The organism is Pseudoalteromonas sp. L21, assembly GCF_021728035.1.
Lineage (GTDB): Bacteria > Pseudomonadota > Gammaproteobacteria > Enterobacterales > Alteromonadaceae > Pseudoalteromonas > Pseudoalteromonas arabiensis.
Map to the genome: position 1 here is coordinate 100,281 of NZ_JAKKCV010000004.1, position 19,163 is coordinate 119,443.

The 19,163-nt window shown below is 39.9% G+C and carries 21 protein-coding genes; 16 read left to right on the forward strand and 5 right to left on the reverse strand.

Features of this window, described 5'->3' with window-relative positions; genetic code table 11:
* Positions 1–370 precede the first annotated feature (370 nt).
* Both rluC and L3V41_RS12250 read left to right on the forward strand, forming a co-directional pair.
* Positions 371–1,339: a 23S rRNA pseudouridine(955/2504/2580) synthase RluC gene (gene rluC, locus L3V41_RS12245; RefSeq protein ID WP_237127834.1), complete on the forward strand. Its 969-nt coding sequence runs from the start codon at positions 371–373 to the stop codon at positions 1,337–1,339.
* Positions 1,326–2,018, forward strand: coding sequence for an HAD-IA family hydrolase (locus L3V41_RS12250; protein ID WP_237127835.1), 693 nt, complete (start codon positions 1,326–1,328; stop codon positions 2,016–2,018). Before rluC ends, L3V41_RS12250 begins: the two co-directional genes overlap by 14 nt.
* Here L3V41_RS12250 and L3V41_RS12255 read toward each other — a convergent pair.
* Positions 1,966–2,562, reverse strand: a complete 597-nt coding sequence (locus L3V41_RS12255; RefSeq protein WP_062569237.1) for a nucleoside triphosphate pyrophosphatase — start codon at positions 2,560–2,562, stop codon at positions 1,966–1,968. The genes L3V41_RS12250 and L3V41_RS12255 overlap by 53 nt on opposite strands.
* Positions 2,563–2,703: 141 nt before the next feature.
* Between L3V41_RS12255 and yceD the strand changes: the two genes are divergently transcribed.
* From yceD to L3V41_RS12325, 14 genes are all read left to right on the forward strand, one after another.
* On the forward strand, positions 2,704–3,228 hold the full coding sequence (yceD, locus tag L3V41_RS12260) for a 23S rRNA accumulation protein YceD (protein WP_062569236.1): 525 nt from the start codon (positions 2,704–2,706) through the stop codon (positions 3,226–3,228).
* A gap of 10 nt (positions 3,229–3,238) precedes the next feature.
* The gene (gene rpmF / locus L3V41_RS12265) at positions 3,239–3,409 is read left to right on the forward strand and encodes a 50S ribosomal protein L32 (protein ID WP_062569235.1); all 171 of its coding nucleotides are present in this window, start codon (positions 3,239–3,241) and stop codon (positions 3,407–3,409) included.
* Positions 3,410–3,420: 11 nt separating this feature from the next.
* Positions 3,421–4,449: a phosphate acyltransferase PlsX gene (gene plsX, locus L3V41_RS12270; protein WP_062569234.1), complete on the forward strand. Its 1,029-nt coding sequence runs from the start codon at positions 3,421–3,423 to the stop codon at positions 4,447–4,449.
* Between the two features lie 70 nt (positions 4,450–4,519).
* Positions 4,520–5,446, forward strand: coding sequence for an ACP S-malonyltransferase (gene fabD, locus L3V41_RS12275; protein WP_193988904.1), 927 nt, complete (start codon positions 4,520–4,522; stop codon positions 5,444–5,446).
* 11 nt (positions 5,447–5,457) lie between these two features.
* Positions 5,458–6,204 (forward strand): 3-oxoacyl-ACP reductase FabG, encoded by a 747-nt coding sequence (fabG, locus tag L3V41_RS12280; RefSeq protein ID WP_062569232.1) that lies wholly within the window; start codon positions 5,458–5,460, stop codon positions 6,202–6,204.
* Positions 6,205–6,442: 238 nt separating this feature from the next.
* The gene (acpP, locus tag L3V41_RS12285) at positions 6,443–6,679 is read left to right on the forward strand and encodes an acyl carrier protein (RefSeq protein ID WP_016707440.1); all 237 of its coding nucleotides are present in this window, start codon (positions 6,443–6,445) and stop codon (positions 6,677–6,679) included.
* A gap of 117 nt (positions 6,680–6,796) precedes the next feature.
* Entirely contained in the window at positions 6,797–8,035 is a 1,239-nt protein-coding gene (fabF, locus tag L3V41_RS12290; RefSeq protein ID WP_054554715.1) for a beta-ketoacyl-ACP synthase II, read from the forward strand.
* Between the two features lie 57 nt (positions 8,036–8,092).
* Positions 8,093–8,905 (forward strand): aminodeoxychorismate lyase, encoded by an 813-nt coding sequence (gene pabC, locus L3V41_RS12295; protein ID WP_237114147.1) that lies wholly within the window; start codon positions 8,093–8,095, stop codon positions 8,903–8,905.
* Positions 8,902–9,882, forward strand: a complete 981-nt coding sequence (gene mltG / locus L3V41_RS12300; protein ID WP_237127836.1) for an endolytic transglycosylase MltG — start codon at positions 8,902–8,904, stop codon at positions 9,880–9,882. Before pabC ends, mltG begins: the two co-directional genes overlap by 4 nt.
* A gap of 15 nt (positions 9,883–9,897) precedes the next feature.
* Positions 9,898–10,524, forward strand: a complete 627-nt coding sequence (tmk, locus tag L3V41_RS12305) for a dTMP kinase (RefSeq protein ID WP_237114145.1) — start codon at positions 9,898–9,900, stop codon at positions 10,522–10,524.
* Between the two features lies 1 nt (position 10,525).
* Positions 10,526–11,419 carry a DNA polymerase III subunit gene (locus L3V41_RS12310; protein ID WP_237127837.1) on the forward strand — a complete coding sequence of 298 codons (894 nt, stop codon included), beginning with the start codon at positions 10,526–10,528 and terminating at the stop codon, positions 11,417–11,419.
* A gap of 8 nt (positions 11,420–11,427) precedes the next feature.
* Complete coding sequence (locus tag L3V41_RS12315; protein WP_062569227.1) at positions 11,428–11,754, forward strand: PilZ domain-containing protein; 327 nt, start codon at positions 11,428–11,430, stop codon at positions 11,752–11,754.
* Between the two features lie 13 nt (positions 11,755–11,767).
* Positions 11,768–12,547, forward strand: a complete 780-nt coding sequence (locus L3V41_RS12320) for a YchF/TatD family DNA exonuclease (protein WP_193988899.1) — start codon at positions 11,768–11,770, stop codon at positions 12,545–12,547.
* On the forward strand, positions 12,547–14,403 hold the full coding sequence (locus L3V41_RS12325; RefSeq protein ID WP_237127980.1) for an alkaline phosphatase D family protein: 1,857 nt from the start codon (positions 12,547–12,549) through the stop codon (positions 14,401–14,403). Before L3V41_RS12320 ends, L3V41_RS12325 begins: the two co-directional genes overlap by 1 nt.
* Positions 14,404–14,465: 62 nt before the next feature.
* Here the strand turns inward: L3V41_RS12325 and L3V41_RS12330 are convergent, their stop codons facing one another.
* The 4 genes from L3V41_RS12330 to L3V41_RS12345 form a co-directional block, all read right to left on the reverse strand.
* Complete coding sequence (locus L3V41_RS12330) at positions 14,466–15,776, reverse strand: O-antigen ligase family protein (RefSeq protein ID WP_237127839.1); 1,311 nt, start codon at positions 15,774–15,776, stop codon at positions 14,466–14,468.
* A 64-nt stretch (positions 15,777–15,840) separates the two neighbouring features.
* Complete coding sequence (locus L3V41_RS12335; RefSeq protein WP_062569225.1) at positions 15,841–16,386, reverse strand: hypothetical protein; 546 nt, start codon at positions 16,384–16,386, stop codon at positions 15,841–15,843.
* Positions 16,387–16,407: 21 nt separating this feature from the next.
* Positions 16,408–18,414, reverse strand: coding sequence for an EAL domain-containing protein (locus tag L3V41_RS12340; protein ID WP_193988896.1), 2,007 nt, complete (start codon positions 18,412–18,414; stop codon positions 16,408–16,410).
* Positions 18,398–19,096, reverse strand: coding sequence for a transglutaminase-like cysteine peptidase (locus L3V41_RS12345; protein WP_193988895.1), 699 nt, complete (start codon positions 19,094–19,096; stop codon positions 18,398–18,400). Before L3V41_RS12345 ends, L3V41_RS12340 begins: the two co-directional genes overlap by 17 nt.
* Positions 19,097–19,163: the final 67 nt, after the last annotated feature.

The following is a 19,163-nucleotide window of genomic DNA, read 5'->3' on the forward strand; positions in this document are numbered from 1 at the left end:
TGTTCAAATTGTAATTCAATGTCTTGCTACAACTGTAAATTCTGAACGACGTTTTTACGTCGTCACTATCAGACAATTTATCTGTTCAATTGCTTTTTTAATCATTAATCAACATTCGTGCTCAAATTATGCAGGCAATATATTACGCGCATCGCCGATAATTGAACGCTCGTGTTGGCTGGGTGGTTATAAAAGCTTTGGAAAACTTAGCGCGGATCTGTATGATCGGCAACCCAGAATATGCATCACGAATGTATTAATGTGATAAAAAGCACCGTTGTTAATTGCAAACTTACGTTGCGTTAGTGATTATCCCACTATTACAACCGCGTTAGCAACTAAATTATTTACTTAAATCAGTGATTAGGCAATGTCAGAAAAAACCGGCTTACAAGTATCATTCGTTACCATCAGTGAAGACCATTTGGGTCAACGCATTGATAACTTTCTTATAACTCACCTAAAAGGTGTGCCTAAAAGTGCAGTGTATAAAATTCTTCGTAAAGGCGAAGTGCGAGTAAATAAAAAACGTATAAAACCAGTTTATAAGTTACAACTTAATGATGTTGTCAGAATCCCGCCAATTAAAGTGGCTGAAAAAGAAGAATTTGTACCTAAAAAGCTCGACAAAGTTAAACAGCTTGAAGACGCTATTTTATTTGAAGATAAGTATTTGATGGTGATTAATAAGCCTTCAGGTATGGCCGTGCATGGCGGTAGTGGCCTAAGTTATGGCTTAATTGAGGCACTGCGTGTACTTCGCCCTGAAGAGCGTAGCTTAGAACTTGTTCATCGCTTGGACCGTGACACTTCAGGCTGTTTGTTGATTTCTAAAAGGCGTTCAGTGTTGACTGATTTACACAGGCAGCTACGTGAAAAAACCATGGAAAAGAACTATTGGGCATTAGTGGATGGTCAGTGGGATGCAAAAACCAAAAATGTCACCGAGGGTCTTCGTAAAAACACGTTGAAGTCTGGTGAGCGCGTTGTGCGTGTTGATAACACGGAAGGTAAACCATCGCATACTCGTTTTCGTGTGCTTGAGCGTTACGCAGAGTGTTCATTAGTGCAAGCGTCTCCAGTTACGGGTCGTACTCACCAAATTCGTGTGCATACACAATGTAAGGGGCATCCTATTGCCTGTGATGATAAATACGGTGTCGCAGAGTTTGATCAATACGTGAATAAGCTGACTGGTTTAAATCGTTTGTTTTTACATGCCCATGATTTAAGCTTTATGCATCCTAAAAACGAAACAACCATGCATGTTGAAGCGCCATTAGACAAAGCGTTAAGTAACTGTATTAAAAAACTACGTGCTGATAATGAACAAATTTAAGCTGGTTATTTTTGATTGGGATGGCACAGTAATGGACTCTGTGCCGAAAATTGTTACGTGTTTGCAAAATACTGCCAAACAGTTGGGTATCGATATACCAACAGAGCAGCAAGCAAAAGATGTGATTGGCTTATCGCTAGTCAAAGCGACTGAAGCACTTTTCCCTGCCCATTTACACTTAAATGATGAACTAGTCGCAGGCTATAAAGCGCAGTACCGTGAGCTAGATGTCACACCTACACCGTTATTCGCTGATGTAGAAACGGTATTAAATCAGCTAAGCGACGCAGGTATGCAATTGGCAGTGGCTACCGGTAAAGGGCGTGAAGGTATCGATAGGTTACTTAAAGAATCAGGACTTGGTAAGTACTTTGTTAATATAAAGTGCTCTGATGATGCTAAGTCGAAGCCATCACCAGATATGCTTGAGCAAATTTTACGCGAGCAAGACATAGCTAAGCACGACGCTGTGATGATTGGTGACAGTCAATTGGATATGGCAATGGCTAATGCTGCGGGTATTGCCTGTATTGGTGTCAGTTTCGGTGCACATAGTAAGGCGCAGTTAGAGCAACATACGCCGTTATGTGTTGTTGATTCATACCAACAATTGCTACACGTTTTAACTACGCCTCCTGAAGCATCAGCACATCAACATCAAATTCAGCCAGTAGTTTAGTTAGAGTGATCAGTGGCAGACCTATCAGTGTATTTGGGTCATCGCCACTGAGCTTTTCAAATAAGCAAATACCTAACCCTTCGCTTTTAAAGCTGCCTGCGCAGTTATAAGGCTGCTCAGCATCGCAATAAGCATTTATTTGCGCAAGTGTCAGTGTTTTGAATGTCACCTCAAAAGGCACCACAGTGGTAATCGCTTTATTGCTTTTGATATCAAAAACACTCAAACCCGTTAAGAATGTCACCGTATGACCACTGAATGAGGATAACTGTGCAACTGCATTGTCTTTAGTGTGGGGCTTTCCTAAAATCGCATTGTCAAATACTGCAACCTGATCAGAGCCTATTACTAAACCTTCATCAAAATGCTGTGTTGCTACACGGGCTTTTTGTTCGCTTAAACGCTTTACCAGTTGCTCAGGTGTTTCACCCGCGATAGGGGATTCATCAATTTCTGGAGAGAAACTTTGAAAAGGTAAGTTGAACTTAGTTAATAATTGCTGTCTAAATGGTGAGCTTGACGCTAATATAAGTGTTGGTTTCATAAAAAATTCTGGATGAAAATTGTATTTTGCCAAGGATAAGTCACAATGAACCCGAAAACAAAGCGGAAGATCGTTAAAAACCGACTAAAAATGGTTTTTTACTTTGACTAACTTACTAACTATCTATATGATGCAGCCCCTATGCAAAAGGTGAAAATTCCCATCACTCTTCATCCCAGCAAAGCAGCACAACATCGTTTATCTTATGACGGTATTGTTCCGCTTGAAAAACTTTCTCGTTTAGAGCAAGTTGTGCAGGAAGAAGCAGGTGAAATAGCGGTAAAGATTCATTGCAAAATTGATGATCAAGGTTTAGTAGTGATAAGTGGTAATTTATCAGTACACGTAACCGTAACTTGTCAACGATGCAATGGTGATTTAGGGTTGGATTTGGATCAAGACTTTGTGTATTCGCCAGTCGGTTTGGATGCAGAGTCAGATCATCTTCCTGCAGGTTACGATGAAGTAGAACTGGACGAAAACGGTGAAATTAACGTGTTTGAGTTAATCGAAGACGAATTGATTTTAGCTATTCCAATAGTGCCTACACACAACGAAGCCTCGTGCAGTTATTCATCAGAGCCTTCAAGCTTTGGTAAATTAGCAGCAGAAGATGACAAACCAAATCCATTTGATATTTTGAAACAACTTAAGAAAGATTCTTAGGAGAAGACTAATGGCTGTACAAAAAAGCAAAAAGTCTCGTGCAAGACGCGGCATGCGCCGTTCACACGATGCGATCAATGGTCCAACTTTAACTGTAGATCAAGTTTCTGGTGAGACTCATCGTCGTCACCACGTAACTGCTGACGGTTACTACAAAGGCGTTAAAGTAATTTCTAACTAAGAGATTGCTATATGCTGACCAATCTAACCATAGCGTTAGATATGATGGGGGGCGATTATGGCCCCCGTTCATCTATCCCCGCTGCCGTCAACGCGGTAAATGCTAATACCAACTTAAGACTCATCTTATGTGGTAATCAGCAAGTTATTCTAAAAGAACTCGAAGCACTCGATTCGTTATCTCATCCTCGTTTAATTATTCGCCATTGTAGCGAAGTTGTCACAAATGCGTGTGAGCCTGCTTCAGCGGTTCGTTCTAAAAAAGATTCATCAATGCGAGTTGCCCTCGATTTAGTTAAATCGGGTGAAGCGCAGGCCTGTGTAAGCTCCGGTAATACGGGCGCGTTGTTTTTTATGGCGCATTATGTATTGAAAATGCTACCAGGCGTAAAGCGTCCTGCCCTTATTTCTGCTGTTCCAACTGAACGGAAAACACCTGTTTACTTACTTGATTTAGGGGCGAATGTGCATTGCGATGCGCAAACGCTTTATCAATTTGGCATTATGGGTTCTGTGGTAGCAGGGCAAGCTCTTGGTTGCGAAAACCCAAGAGTCAGTTTATTGAATATTGGCTCTGAAGACATCAAAGGGCATGAAGGAATAAAACAAGCTGCACAGTTAATGCAGCAGTGTAAATATCTCAACTATACAGGGTATAGTGAAGGCAGTGATATTTTCAGTGGCAAAGCCGATGTAATTGTGTGCGAAGGATTTGTAGGTAATGTGGCACTTAAAACCTGTGAAGGTATTGCCAAGCTTATTATGCATAAACTCACCAAAGCCTTACACAAGCATTTCTTATACAAAAGTTTGGCTTTTTTACTGCGTCCAGTAATAAAAAAGCTCTACAAACGGGTGAACCCCGACCAGTATAACGGCGCAAGTCTGGTAGGATTGCGCGGTATTGTTGTTAAAAGCCATGGTAATGCCTCTGCGAAGGCGTTTCATGCTGCTATTGATGAAGCCGCGCGGGAAGTCGAACGCCAACTCCCTGAAAAAATCGCTGCGATTTTTGAGCAAACACATCCAACAACAAAGTAGTGCAGCATAGTTAAAACTTGTTATGCTGCCTGCTAGAGAATATTTTTTTGTTTAATTATAAGAGCTAAGTATGGCACATAAAATTGCACTCGTATTCCCAGGTCAAGGCTCACAAACTGTGGGTATGTTATCTGAACTATTAGCTGATTCACAAATTGCTAAAGCAACATTTGCTGAAGCATCTGAGGCTCTTGGCTATGATCTCGCTGCGCTTGTACTAAATGGTCCAGAAGAAGAATTAAATCAAACCCATCGTACACAACCGGCACTTTTAACTGCCAGTGTTGCTATTTACCGTCAATGGTTAGATGCAAACCCTGATGCTGAGGTTGTTATGGCTGGTCACAGCTTAGGCGAGTATTCAGCGCTAGTGTGTGCTGGCGTCGTAAGCTTAAGCGAAGCCGTTAAACTCGTTGAAAATCGTGGTTTATACATGCAAGAAGCAGTACCTGCGGGTGTTGGTTCTATGGCTGCAATCATCGGTTTAGGTGATGATGAAATTAAAGCAGCGTGTGAAGCATCAGCCAATGGTGAAGTTGTTTCACCAGTCAACTACAACTCACCCGGTCAGGTTGTTATTGCAGGTCATAAAGCCGCGGTTGAACGTGCATCAGAAGCATGTAAAGAAGCAGGTGCTAAACGCGCTTTACCACTGGCAGTAAGCGTGCCTTCTCACTGTGAACTAATGAAACCAGCCGCTGAAAAATTAGCTGCTGATTTAGCTGCTTTAACATTTAATACACCTAAGTGTGATGTAATCAACAACGTTGATGTGAAAGCAGAGCAGTCAAGTGAAGCAATTAAAGATGCATTAGTACGTCAACTTTACAGCCCAGTACGCTGGACTGAGACAGTACAAGCATTGGTTGCACAAGGTATTACACAAAGTTATGAGTTTGGCCCAGGTAAAGTATTAACGGGCCTTGCGAAACGAATTGATAAAGCAATGGTATGCGCTGCGGTTAATACGCAGGCTACGATTGATGAAGCGAAATAAGTAGGAATAGAATGACAAATTTATTTTCTCTTGAGGGCAAAGTTGTCCTAATCACTGGTGCAAGCCGTGGTATTGGTAAAGCGATTGCAGAGACGTTAGTTGCACAAGGTGCAAAAGTAGCGGGTACTGCAACAAGCGAATCAGGTGCTGCTAAAATCAGCGAATACCTAGGCGACAATGGTAAAGGTTATGCACTTAACGTAACAGATCCTGAGTCAATTGAGGCAACACTTGCTGCTATAAAGGCTGATTTAGGTGATATCGATGTATTAGTTAACAATGCCGGTATCACGCGTGATAACTTATTAATGCGTATGAAAGACGGTGAGTGGGATGACATCATCGATACTAATCTAAGCTCAATTTTCCGTTTATCTAAGGCTGTTTTACGTCCTATGATGAAAAAGAAAAATGGCCGTATCATTAATATCGGTTCTGTTGTGGGCACGATGGGTAATGCGGGTCAAGCTAACTATGCTGCAGCCAAAGCTGGCGTAATTGGTTTTACTAAGTCATTAGCGCGAGAAGTGGCATCACGTGGCATTACAGTAAACGTTGTTGCACCGGGTTTTATTCAAACCGATATGACCGACGAGCTGACTGAAGAGCAAAAAGCAGCTACGCTTGCAAATGTACCTGCAGGTCGCCTTGGTCAACCTGACGAAATCGCAGCAGCTGTGTGTTATTTAGCATCCGATGCAGCGGCGTATGTATCAGGTGAAACATTGCATGTAAATGGTGCGATGTATATGGTTTAATGAATGTTAGCTTAAAAAAGCTAACGAAAGTTTATCGAAAAATATTGAATTTTTTGTGATCTTGCTTTAAACATACTTGAATTCGCTGTGAAAATAAGCGATAAATGAACAAATACCAATCAAGAGGTTTGACCAGATAAGTTATTATCAGCAAATCCTTGAATCACAGAATTATGCGGCGTAAACTACGCCGCAATCTGAAAATAACGCATTGGCGTTTTTAATAAAGGAAAGAAGAATGAGCGACATCCAAGAACGCGTAAAGAAAATTATCATTGAGCAACTAGGTGTTAAAGAAGAAGAAGTAAAACATGAAGCTTCTTTCGTAGATGACTTAGGTGCTGATTCACTTGATACTGTAGAACTAGTAATGGCTCTTGAAGAAGAGTTCGACACTGAGATCCCAGACGAAGAAGCTGAAAAGATCACTACAGTTCAAGCTGCAATCGATTACGTTACAGCTCACGCTGAGTAATTTTACGCATTTTGATTTTAAGGGCAGCATTACGCTGCCCTTAGTCTATCTGAAGAATGATACTAATAAATTTGGTATACACCCCACCTAAAATAATTTCCTTATTGGAGGCAACCCGTGGCTAAACGTCGAGTCGTCGTAACTGGCTTAGGAATGTTGACACCGCTAGGTAATGATGTTGAATCTACTTGGCAAGGTTTGTTAAACGGTAAAAGTGGTATTCAAACTATCACGCATTTCGATACCTCAAGTTTCGGCACCAAATTCGCAGGTTTGCTGAATGACTTTGATGCATCAGCTTACATGTCACCGAAAGATGCAAAGAAAATGGATTTGTTTATCCAATATGGCATTGCAGCGGGTGTACAAGCACTACAAGATTCAGGTCTAGAGATCACTGAAGAAAACGCCACGCGTGTTGGTGTAGCAGTGGGGTCTGGCATCGGTGGTTTAACTTTAATTGAAGAAAACCACATTAAACTATTAAACAGCGGTCCGCGTAAGCTTTCCCCGTTTTACGTGCCTTCGACCATTATCAATATGATCTCTGGTCATTTATCGATTATGCACGGTTTACGTGGTCCTAATATTTCAATCGTTACAGCCTGTACCACAGGCCTACATAACATTGGTCATGCTGCGCGTATGATTGCATACGGCGATGCAGATGCAATGGTAGCCGGTGGTGCTGAAAAAGCGTCTACACCAATTGGTATGGGTGGCTTTAATGCTGCACGTGCATTATCAACTCGTAACGACGATCCACAAGCAGCATCACGCCCTTGGGATAAAGACCGTGACGGTTTTGTACTTGCTGATGGTGCAGGTGTAATTGTACTGGAAGAGTATGAGCATGCAAAAGCACGTGGCGCGAAAATCTACGCTGAACTGGTCGGTTTTGGTATGAGTGGTGATGCCTATCACATGACGTCTCCACCGGAAGACGGTGCAGGCGCAGCCCTTGCGATGGAAAATGCACTAAATGATGCACAAGTTAATGCAGACCAAGTGGGTTACATTAATGCTCATGGTACATCGACTAATGCAGGCGATAAAGCCGAAACTTCAGCCGTTAAAACTATTTTTGGTGATGCGGCGAAAGATGTGATGGTAAGTTCATCTAAATCAATGATGGGTCACTTGTTAGGTGCGGCAGGCTCGGTAGAGTCGATCATTACTATCTTGTCACTGGTTGATCAAAAAGTAAGCCCTACGATCAACCTTGATAACCCTGATGAAGGCTGTGATTTAGATTATGTACCGCACACTGCACGTGACGCTAAATTGGATTACGCACTATGTAATTCATTTGGTTTTGGCGGTACTAATGGCTCGTTGCTGTTTAAAAAGGTATAATTCTTTTTAACAACGGACTAAAAAGAAGAGCCCAGTTGTTTAACTGGGCTTTTTTGTATGAGCAAATTAAAACAAACAATAAAAATAACCAATTCAGACTCCACAATAAGCACCCAAGATCGTGGCTTAAATTATGGTGATGGCTTTTTTACAACAGCTTCTATTGTTGATGCTTGCATTGAGCATTGGGACTTACATAAAGCGCGTTTAGTTGAATGCGCTGAGCGATTATTTTTCCCTGAATTAGATTTAAACGAAATAGAGCGAGTAGTTAACAAAGCAATTTGCGATACACAAACTGGGATATTAAAAGTTGTCATCACCCGTGGCGCAGGTGGACGGGGTTATGGTTTACCTGACGAGCCAACTGTCCAAGTGCTGATCAGCGTATTACCTCAGGTTTCACATTATAAAAATTGGCAAGAGCAGGGTGTAAGCCTAGCAATCAGTGACGTCAGGCTTTCACATCAACCTTTACTTGCTGGACTAAAAACCTTGAATCGCTTAGAGCAGGTGCTTATCAAACATCACATGCACTCCATCGAGTGTGATGACGTTATAGTGCTTGATTATGATGACAATGTGATTGAGTGCTCTGTAGCAAATCTATTTGCGATTAAAGACGGTCAAATCGTTTCCCCCAAGTTAGACTGCTGTGGCATCACAGGGGTTTATCTACGCGCTTTATGTGATAAGTTAGCCATTAAGTTTAAAGCAATCCAAGTTGATGAGTTTTTAGCGATGGATGCAGTGTTTATGTGTAACAGTTTAATGGGCGTGGTTCCTGTAGCAAACATTGCTGATACACAATTTGATATTACGCGCAGTAAAGCATTATTAAAGGCGCAATTTGCCAAGGAGAGTCAGTGATTAAAGTCATTGTTAGCGTGCTATTATTAGCATTGCTATGTTGTGGTATTGGTTATCAACAACTTCAATCAGCATTGAAAATGCCGTTAAAAGTTGAAAACAATACTTTATTCAAAGTAGAGCGTGGCACTGGCTTTAATCAGCTTTGCAAAGCATGGCAAACAAATCACTGGGTTGATAGCTGCTTTAAGTTTCAGGTACTCGCTAAATTAGATCCTACGCTTACTGATTTAAAAGCGGGTCTTTACGAGCTTAACTCTCGCTCAGTGGTCGATAATATTCGCCTTATAAATCGGGGAGCAGAAGTTAGCTTTTCTTTTACAATTATTGAAGGTCAGCCACTTCGTGACGTCGTTGCCAATATTCAAAAGCAAGCGTATTTAACCCAAGATTTAGATACAGAAAATTTAGCGACGCAGATAAGTAGCACACAAGAAAATTTAGAAGGCTGGTTATTCCCAGATACTTATCACTATCATAGTGAAGATAACGCAAGCAGTATTCTTAAACGTGCATACAGTAAAATGCAGCAAGAATTAGATGCTGCGTGGCAAAATCGAGCGCAAGATTTAGTATTAAATTCGCCCTATGAAGCGTTGATCCTAGCTTCTATTATTGAAAAAGAAACAGGCCTTGCAAGCGAGCGACCTATGATTTCAGCGGTGTTTACTAATCGCTTGAAAAGCAATATGCGACTGCAAACTGATCCAACTGTAATTTATGGTATTGGTGCTGATTTCGACGGGGATATTAAGCGTAAAGATTTAACCACTTACACGCCGTATAATACATACAAAATTAAAGGACTACCGCCAACTCCGATTGCAATGCCATCTCGAGCTGCTTTGCTTGCAGCGGTTAACCCGCCTGAGTCTGAGTATATATATTTTGTATCGAAAGGGGATGGTAGCCATCAATTTTCGAAGACATTACAAGAGCATAACCGTGCTGTGCAGCAGTACCAGTTGAACAAATAACCAGAATAGAGTCATATGACAGCGAAATTTATAGTGATTGAAGGCCTAGAAGGTGCTGGAAAATCAACGGCAATAGCCGTATGCCAAGCTTATTTAGAGAACAAACAAGTCGATTTTATGAATGTGCGTGAGCCTGGTGGCACACCAATGGCTGAAGAACTTCGCAATATTGTTAAGCAAGACCACACAGAACAAGTAACGGGTGAAACTGAGTTATTGATTATGTACGCTGCACGTTCTCAGTTAGTTGCAAATGTGATTAATCCAGCCCTTGAGAAAGGCACTTGGGTTTTGGGGGATCGCCATGATCTTTCATCACAAGCCTATCAAGGTGGTGGTCGCGGTATTGAGCAGGCTAAGTTATCATTTCTAGCTGATATGGTATTAAAAGGGTTAAAACCAGATTTAACCCTTTATTTAGATATTGACCCTGCTATTGGTCTTGCTCGTGCCAAAGGCCGTGGTGAGCTTGATCGTATCGAGCAAGAGGCGCTAGGCTTTTTTGAGCGTACTCGTGAACGTTACCTTGAAATTGCTAAAACTGATAGTAGTATCAAAACAGTGGATGCCAACCAAACAATGCCCGAGGTGCATGCGGCAATAATCACGGTGCTAGACAACTTTTTTGCAGGTTTAAATTAATATGCCTTTGCCATGGCTTGAAGGTCTGTACCAGCAATTAGCTCAAAGCTTTTCGCAGCAGCGTTTTCATCATGCACAGCTGTTTAATGGTGATAAAGGGGTTGGCAAACACCATTTAGTCGATTCACTCGCTGATGGTTTATTATGTGCTTCACCTGTGCAATTAAGAGCGTGTGGTCATTGTAAAAGTTGTCAGCTTAATCAAGCAGGAACGCATCCAGATAAGCGAATTGTGAGAGTTGATGGACAAACAATTGGTGTTGATGAAATTCGCGATATTACTCATTTTATCAATCATTCCGCGGCACAAAATGGCAACAAAGTAGTTGTTCTTGAACAATGTCATAAAATGACCACCGCGGCAGCAAATGCCTTATTAAAAACACTTGAAGAGCCAAGCTTGAACCGTTATTTACTTTTAACCTGTGAGCAAACAGCTTTATTGCCCGCGACTATTCTAAGTCGCTGTGCAGTGCAGGAAGTCAAAGTAGATAGTTCAATTACGACACAATGGTTAGCCTCTTTGAGTATTCCTAATTACTCTTGGTTAGTATTATTTGCTAGTCAACCGCTTTTAGTGGAACAGTGGTATAAAGAGCATCAGTTAGAGTCTGTTGACTTACTTTATAAATTTGCAACTGAGATAAAAGACAGCCATAATTTCAGCACGTTAGTCGATATATTAAATAAAGAGCATAGTCTTGTTAATGTATTTGCTCTGTTTTTAACTGAACACCTTAAAACGCAATTAGTATTAGGTATGGACTTTTTTAGCTATCAAAAAGCACAAACTGCACTTTCTGAGTTTCTTTATAATAGTTCTCATGTGCTTGGCTTAAATATGTCACTTGCCATTTCACAGTTAGCGTTGACTTTACGTGAGAGCCAAAAATAGGACATAGTGTGCAAGAATTACTAGTAGATATTGAAGACTTAGACGAGCTATATCGCTGTTACATGCCTTACTTGAAAAACGGTGGTTTATTTGTTCGCACGAATATGCGTTTTGAAATGGGGCATTCGTTAGCATTGAAAGTCACATTGCCTGATGCCCTTGAAGATGATGTAATTACAGGTAAGGTAACATGGATTACACCTCAAGGGGCTCAGAGCTCTAATCCTCCCGGAATTGGTGTAAGTTTCATTGATGATAAAACCAATTTGAATGCTAAAATCGAAAAACTACTGGGGACTATGTTAAACTCAGGCAATCCGACCTATACCATGTAATAAAAGTTGTACCATGATTGTAGATTCACATTGTCATTTAGACCGCCTTGATTTCGATAAACTCGACCTAAACTTAGACCAAGTATTAGATAGTGCTCGCGCTAAGAAAGTTGAACACTTTTTATGTGTAAGTGTAACTTTAGACCAGTTTCCAAGTATGCTGGATAAAATTAAGAACTATCCTGATGTTTCTGCATCATGTGGTGTTCATCCCCTTGATCAAAAAGATGCGCTTGATAAGCAAAAACTGATCAATCTTGCCAGTCATGAAAAAGTTGTTGCGATTGGGGAAACAGGGCTTGATTATTATTACTCAAAAGATACTCATCTTGTTCAACAAGAAAGTTTTGTTGGCCACATTGAGGTTGCAAATGAGCTTAATAAACCACTTATTATTCATACCCGAGATGCTCGAGAAGACACCATCAATCTAATGCGAGCACACAACGCAGAAAAATGCAGTGGCGTATTACACTGCTTTACAGAAAATTGGGATATGGCCAAAAAAGCCATTGATATGGGCTTTTATATTTCAATTTCGGGTATTGTAACCTTTAAAAATGCTGTTGAGTTAAAAGACGTTGTTAAGCAAATTCCGCTTGACCGTTTATTAATAGAAACAGATTCTCCTTATTTGGCGCCAGTCCCATATCGTGGTAAAACAAATCAACCTGCTTACGTTGAAGATGTTGCTTATTATATTGCACAGCTGAAAGGTCTTAGTTTTAACGAGTTAGCCGAAGCAACAACCAACAACTTTTATTCGTTGTTTAAGCAAGCTAAGAGGGCTTGATAGTGAGCGGTGTATCGAATTTACCTCAGTTAATAATGGGGCCAATGGTACGCCGAGCAGATGCAGGGCGAGTGTGCTTTCAGTTTGTTACCACCACGCCTTGCCAATACCGAATTGAGTTTACAGCTGTTGAAACTTTTTCTAACTTTGAGTCTATCCAACTTGGTCAAAATATCTATTTAAACTTCATCAATGTAATGCCTGCCAGTGGCGAATTTGCGGTAGACTCACTGATTTTTTACTCGTTACATGATAAAGAAAAAAGCCTTGATTTGTCAGCATATTGCTATGAACGTGCGGAATCTCCTGCATTTGTGATCCCTAATAGGCTCGATAGAATTCTTCATGGTTCGTGCCGTAACCCTCATCACCCCGCAAAAGACAGTCTCGTTGCCGCAGATAATTGGCAAAGTGAACAGCGTGATTCACTTAATGCGGGTGCTGACTTATTACTTTTATCTGGCGATCAAATATACGCGGATGATGTTGCAGGGCCCATGCTACTCGCGATTGAGAAAGTGATTAGCTTATTTGGTGTATTTGAAGAGCCAAAGCTTGATTTAGCGCTACCTGAAGGTTTTGAGCAGCAACTTTACAAACGTCATTTATACTTGCCTAAAGTGCCTTGGCAGAAACGCAGTAAATTTGGTGTTGGTTATTGGCTTAAAAAGGATGAACCACATTTTTCAAGTTTAAAAGCCGAAAACCACTTAATTCATTTTCAAGAATTTATAGCACTTTATTTACTGAACTTCAGCGCGGTTACTTGGCAATTAATTAACTTTGAATCAATCGAATGTCCTGCATTGCCCCCTAAATGCGCTAATTTATTTAAACTTGAGAAGCAAGCACTTGTTGGCTTCGCAGAGGGTCTTAGTCAAGTGGAAAGGCTGTTGGCTAATGTGTCTACATTAATGATGTTCGATGATCATGATGTTACGGATGATTGGAACTTAACAGCAGGGTGGGAGCAAGCCATTTATCAGCACCCAGCCAGTAGGCGTATTGTAAATAATGGCTTAATTAGTTACTGGTTAATGCAAGGGATTGGTAATGATGCCGGTGACAAAACATTTGATCTTTTATCTGCATTTAAGCGCAGCTTTTCAACTAATCAATGGAATTTTAAGAGGTTCGATAAGCACATTTTAGATTTTAATCATTGGCACTATGAACTAAATACCATACCCAAAGTGGTGGTACTGGATACCCGAACTCACCGTTGGCGCAATGAGCAAAACTTTAATGAACCTTCAGGATTACTTGATTGGGAGAGGCTTACTGAATTAGAAGAAAGCTTATTATCTCATGATAAAGTGATTATTGTTTCCCCAGCCCCTGTGTTTGGTGTTAAATCAATTGAAGCAATCCAAGCGATTTTTAATTTTTGTGGTCAGCCTTTACTTGTCGATGTAGAAAATTGGATGGCCCATGAGGGCTCTGCCAAAAAGTTGTTGGATACATTCCGTCGTGAAGATACGCCAAAAGAAACCTTGATTCTTTCTGGTGATGTACATTACTCCTTTTGTTTTTCCGTGCAAAAGCGCTTTGGTAAACATAAAAACCGTATTTGGCAGCTAACTGCAAGTGGCATTAAAAATGAATTTCCTCGAAAGCTTATCAATGTGTTAGATAAACTAGATTCAATTCTCTATGCGCCGAAAAGCCCACTTAACTTCTTTACTAAACGCTGGCAAATGGAAGTTGATAAGCACAAAACGAAAGGAGAAGGGCAGAAGTACTTGGTTAGTGATGCGGCGATCAGTTTAATTGAGCTCGACAGTGGTTTATTAAAACGCTACGAGCTCATTCATGCTGATAATCGCATCACAGAGTTTGATTTAGAAGAGCAGTAATTTGAGTGAGCGAGTTCTATCAACTCAGCAAATTTATCGAATTGATATCGATTATAACCTTTCTACTTTTTTCTTTCTCGCTTCGGTGCAGGCAATTGATTAGTTAATATAGCTAAACATAAAATAACTATAAACATGATTGAGTTTGCACCAGCTTGAAGTGAGTAGTCCACTGATGAATGTAGCATCATTGCGACAATAGCTGTAGCACAGCCAAAAGCAACACCTTGATACAATGCTGTTTTGCGAGTTCGCATTGTATTGATGCATAACCACAAGCAATACAAAACAAGACCTCCTAACAATAACGTTGTAGGTATGCCTAGCTCAACTGCAAACTGTACGTAATCGTTATGGGCGTTGTCGTAGTATCCAGAGTAAGGCTGAGATTGGTATGCAGGGAACGCCGTATAGAATGTACCACCACCAGAGCCAAGCAATGGTTTATCTAAAATAAGTGGCACTGAATCGCGAACTACTTCATCACGTGTTTCAGATTGTAAGCTGGTTTCACTTATGCGTTGCTTGACTTTTTCGACATCAAAGATTGCCCCAACTACAATTAAATCAATTATAAAAAAACTGATGATAAGTGGCTTAAATGCTTTGGGCTTTTGCTTATAAGTAAATAATGCTAATAAGCTAACTATGATAAGCGCAATAAAAAATGCTGAATTACCCATACGGCTTCGAGTCAAAATCAGCGCCACAATAATGATAATTAAAGATATACGCAAGATTATTTTAGAGCTTAGTAGTATTTCAGCCAGCGCACGTAATCTTTGTATAAAAGAGAGCTTATAGCTGTTTTTTGTACGGTTTAATTCACTAATCAATAGACCAATTCCTAGGCATAAACACAGAGCTAAATAATTAGCTAAAAAATTAGAATAAGTAAACGTGCCGATGGCGCGATCTGTGTGTTTATAACCAAAGAAGGGGCTTGCTATGTTTGGTGATAAATTTAAGTAGGTAGCATATAAAGCCTGAAAAACACCTGCGAAAATGACAATGTAAATTAACTTTTTAATCCTTTCTGCGCTATTGCAATAAATAAATATTAACCAGCTTAACATAAGCAAAAATGTGCTTTTTAATAACATTTGTTTAGTTTGAAATGGATCAATACTAATGCTTAACAGCTGAAGCAAGCATACTAAAATGACCACACTTAAGCTTAAAAGTATAGGCCAACCATAACGGGGAGGTAATAGCATTTGGTCACTATTTAAAGCACTGTTAGCAAGGTGTGTAACAAAATTAAAGCAGATTAAAATGCCAATAGCTAAAACTGCCCATGGCCGGTAACTACCTAAGGGTAGAGGAAGTAAAAATAGGATTAGACAAATAAAGAAGAAAATAAAACGATTCAAAATATACTCGAACAAAGTAAAAACGCAGCCGATTGGCTGCGTTTGCATATACTAATAGTACAGATTAATTAGCGACTTCAGAAATACCGGCGTCCCCACCTGTACCACCTGCACCAGGAGGTGTAGGCAGAGTCGGTAAGCTAACTACCGGTGCAGCAGTCGTGCCAGCACCAGGGCCTGCTGCTGTTGCTTCTGAAGCGACAGTTGGATCAATACCTGCTGTGATTGCAGAGAGTGTGATTGCATCACTATCAAAACCTGCATCTGAAAGTGCCGCTAAGAAGTCAGGAACCAACGGGCTATCAGCACCAAAGTTTGCAACAACGGCCGCAACCATTGCATCCATATCTGCAGAACCACACGCACCATTGAGTAGCTCTTCGTCTAATTTAACTTCTTCTTTGTTCTTACAAATCTGTCTAACCGCTTCAACTAAATCTTCACGTAATTGCTCTGCAGACGTATCTGTTGTTGCGTTATTAAGAATGTCAATAATGTTATTTACGCTCACTTCTTGAACTACAGCATCATTGTCCGTTTGTGCGTAGGTTGGAAGAGCTGTAATAGCAGTTGCGCTAGCGACTAAGCCAGCTAGAATTAATTTTTTCATTTCTCGTCCCTTGGTTGAGTACTAATTGCAAAATTTTAGCGCATCGGCGCAAAAAGTAAACTCTTTATTCACGCCATTAGTATTAGATTTAATAATTTTTGATGGAGGCAGTATCAAATTACCTTGTACACCATCGCATCCTAAGTTCTCAAGTATTTCTAAAGTATCAGCTTTTTCAACTAAACAGGCTAAAACTTTAATACCAAAACCGTGGCAAATATTATTAACGGTTTGGATATAAAACTGGCTTTGTGGGTTAGTAATTAAATCTTGAATATAGCTACCATCGATTTTAACATATTCTATATCAAGACCTTGTAAATACTTGAATGAGGTCAAACTTGTGCCAAAGTGCTCAATACATACCCCAATACCCAGCTCTTTAATAGCATCTATATGTAAAGATGCTACATGTACATTATAAAGCAAGCTTATTTCGTGAAGCTCAAATAGCAAGTTAGTTTTAATAACCGGCTTAGTTTCGGAGAATAAAGTTAACCACTCTATAAAGCTTGTTGAATACAACGAAGCCTTACTGATATTTAATGCAAAGACTTCATCTGGGTATCGTTCTTTAATATTGACAAAGTTCAGTATAATTTTTTTATCGAGTTCTTCAGTTAGATTTAACTTTTCAGCCATAGCAAATAAGTGCGCATTATTTACCTTTTCGCCTTCGTGAATGAAATGTGCAAAAACTTCAAAATAACATAGAGAATTAGTCTTGTTGGCTTGTTTTACTGGTTGAATAGAAAAGCTAACGTCACCTGTAGTTATGATAGTCTTGATCAGTGTTCGCCACTGATTAACGCTAAATAATGACTTTTTATCACTGCAGGTTAAATTATTATCTTCGCCTGTTGTACAACCAGTATCAAGTAAAGAAAGTACTTCACGAATGCTTGCGCCTTTATTAATTGCAACGAGAGACAAGTTAGCATAACCGTTGATATGCAGGCTGTTTTCTTTTTGGCTTAAGTTATCATTAAGGTCTAAACGCACCTTATTAACAAATACAGAATCGTATGGGGCTAATAGTATGAAAGTACTGCCGTTTAGTCTAAATATTGATGAATTTGGTAGTTCGCTGGCAGACTGCTTGAGCAATTCAGCAGCGTCAATGACGTGTTGGTCGCCGTCATGATAGCTTACTACTTGGTTTATGTTATTCAATGAAGGAAGGGTGAGCATCATTGCCGTTATGGGCGAATCATCCGAGATATTATTTACTACAGAATGAAAGTAATTCTCAAATGACTTGCGGTTACCGAGTCCTGTTATTGAGTCGATGTATACTTCTTCTGTGAGTGTTTGAGTTTGTTTCGTCAATGAATCAAAGGTACTCTGTAAATTTTTAACCATATTGTTAATGGCTTGAGTGACGGTGCGTAACTCACGTGCGACGGGTATCTCTTCATTAAGAGTAAAACGTTTTCGAGTGACTAACTTAGCTTGATTTTCAACTGCTTTTAAAGGCTTGAATACAGCCCGTAAAATTAAAAATGCAACAGCTAAGGATGCAGCAAGTAGTAGGAATGAGCTATATAGGCTACGCAGCATGTGTTGCCATAACGTCAAGTATGATTGGCCAGTATGGCTAGAAACCTCGAGTGTACCTGCAATTACCCAACCACTATTTATTTCAGATTGCATTGTCGGCGCATTTAATTCAAAGAGATTAATGAACCAGTTAGGTACCGACTCAACGCGTTTCGGGTTTTGTAACTGAAATACAACATTATTCTGCACATCAGTAAATTTTATTTCGCTGTAATAGCCAGAATCAAAAATAGCAGTCGCCATAGTTTCTGCAATCATTAGGTTATCATCTTCTAAATAAGGTGATATGGAAAGCCCCAGACTGGTCGCTGTATCTTGTGCATGGCTGGCCATTTGTGTTTGCAGATAATGACGGGTCGTATCTACGTCAGTAAAAACACGTACAAAAAAAGAAATAACTGAAATTAAAATGATCAAGCTATATACTTGGGTTTTTAAGCTCAATCCATCTTTAAAGATTCGAGACATAACTACTAGTTCCTTTATTGTTACTATTGGAAGGTGCAAGCTCACCTTGTTCAATTCTTTCTAGCATGGTATTCCAAGCTGAAACGCCAGTACTATTCTTAACCTTGTTTCCTAAGCCCTTGGATTTGGCCAACCATAGGCCTTGACCGTTAAAACTGTATATCGGTTTTAAGTCGTTACGTTTGTTTGCCGGTACTAATTTTGTATCAAAGTTGTCGAGTACGAGTGGAATTTGGTTAAGTTCTTCGAAGTATATAAGCACCATGTGTGGTTGATTAACTGTACGCTGGCGCACGTACATCAGTCTTATTTTTTCTTCTGGGACGCCGAGTGCTATTAATGTGAAGTATTTAGCAATAACATAGTCTTCGCAATCGCCCATGCCTACACCTAGGCTTTCGAGAGGTGTCGCCCAATAATCTTTTTTCTGCCAAAGCTCTTCATCTGTTTTGTAATTTATATGTTTGTTAAAAAAGTCATTTACTAAATGAATTTTTTGCCATTCGCTTTTATTCGTAGAGTCATCGATAAAATTTAGCCATGTTTTTATTCTGTGATGGCCTGTATCTCCATATAACTGTTTGGCACGGGCAATTATATCGCTGTTACGCAAATGCAATAGCATGTCTTGTGCACAAACAAAAAAAGACACGAATATAATTATGCAAAATCCTATACGCACAATGCCATCTCGAATAAATAAACAGAGGGATTATATTCTTATTAAAAATAAAATGATAGGTTATAAA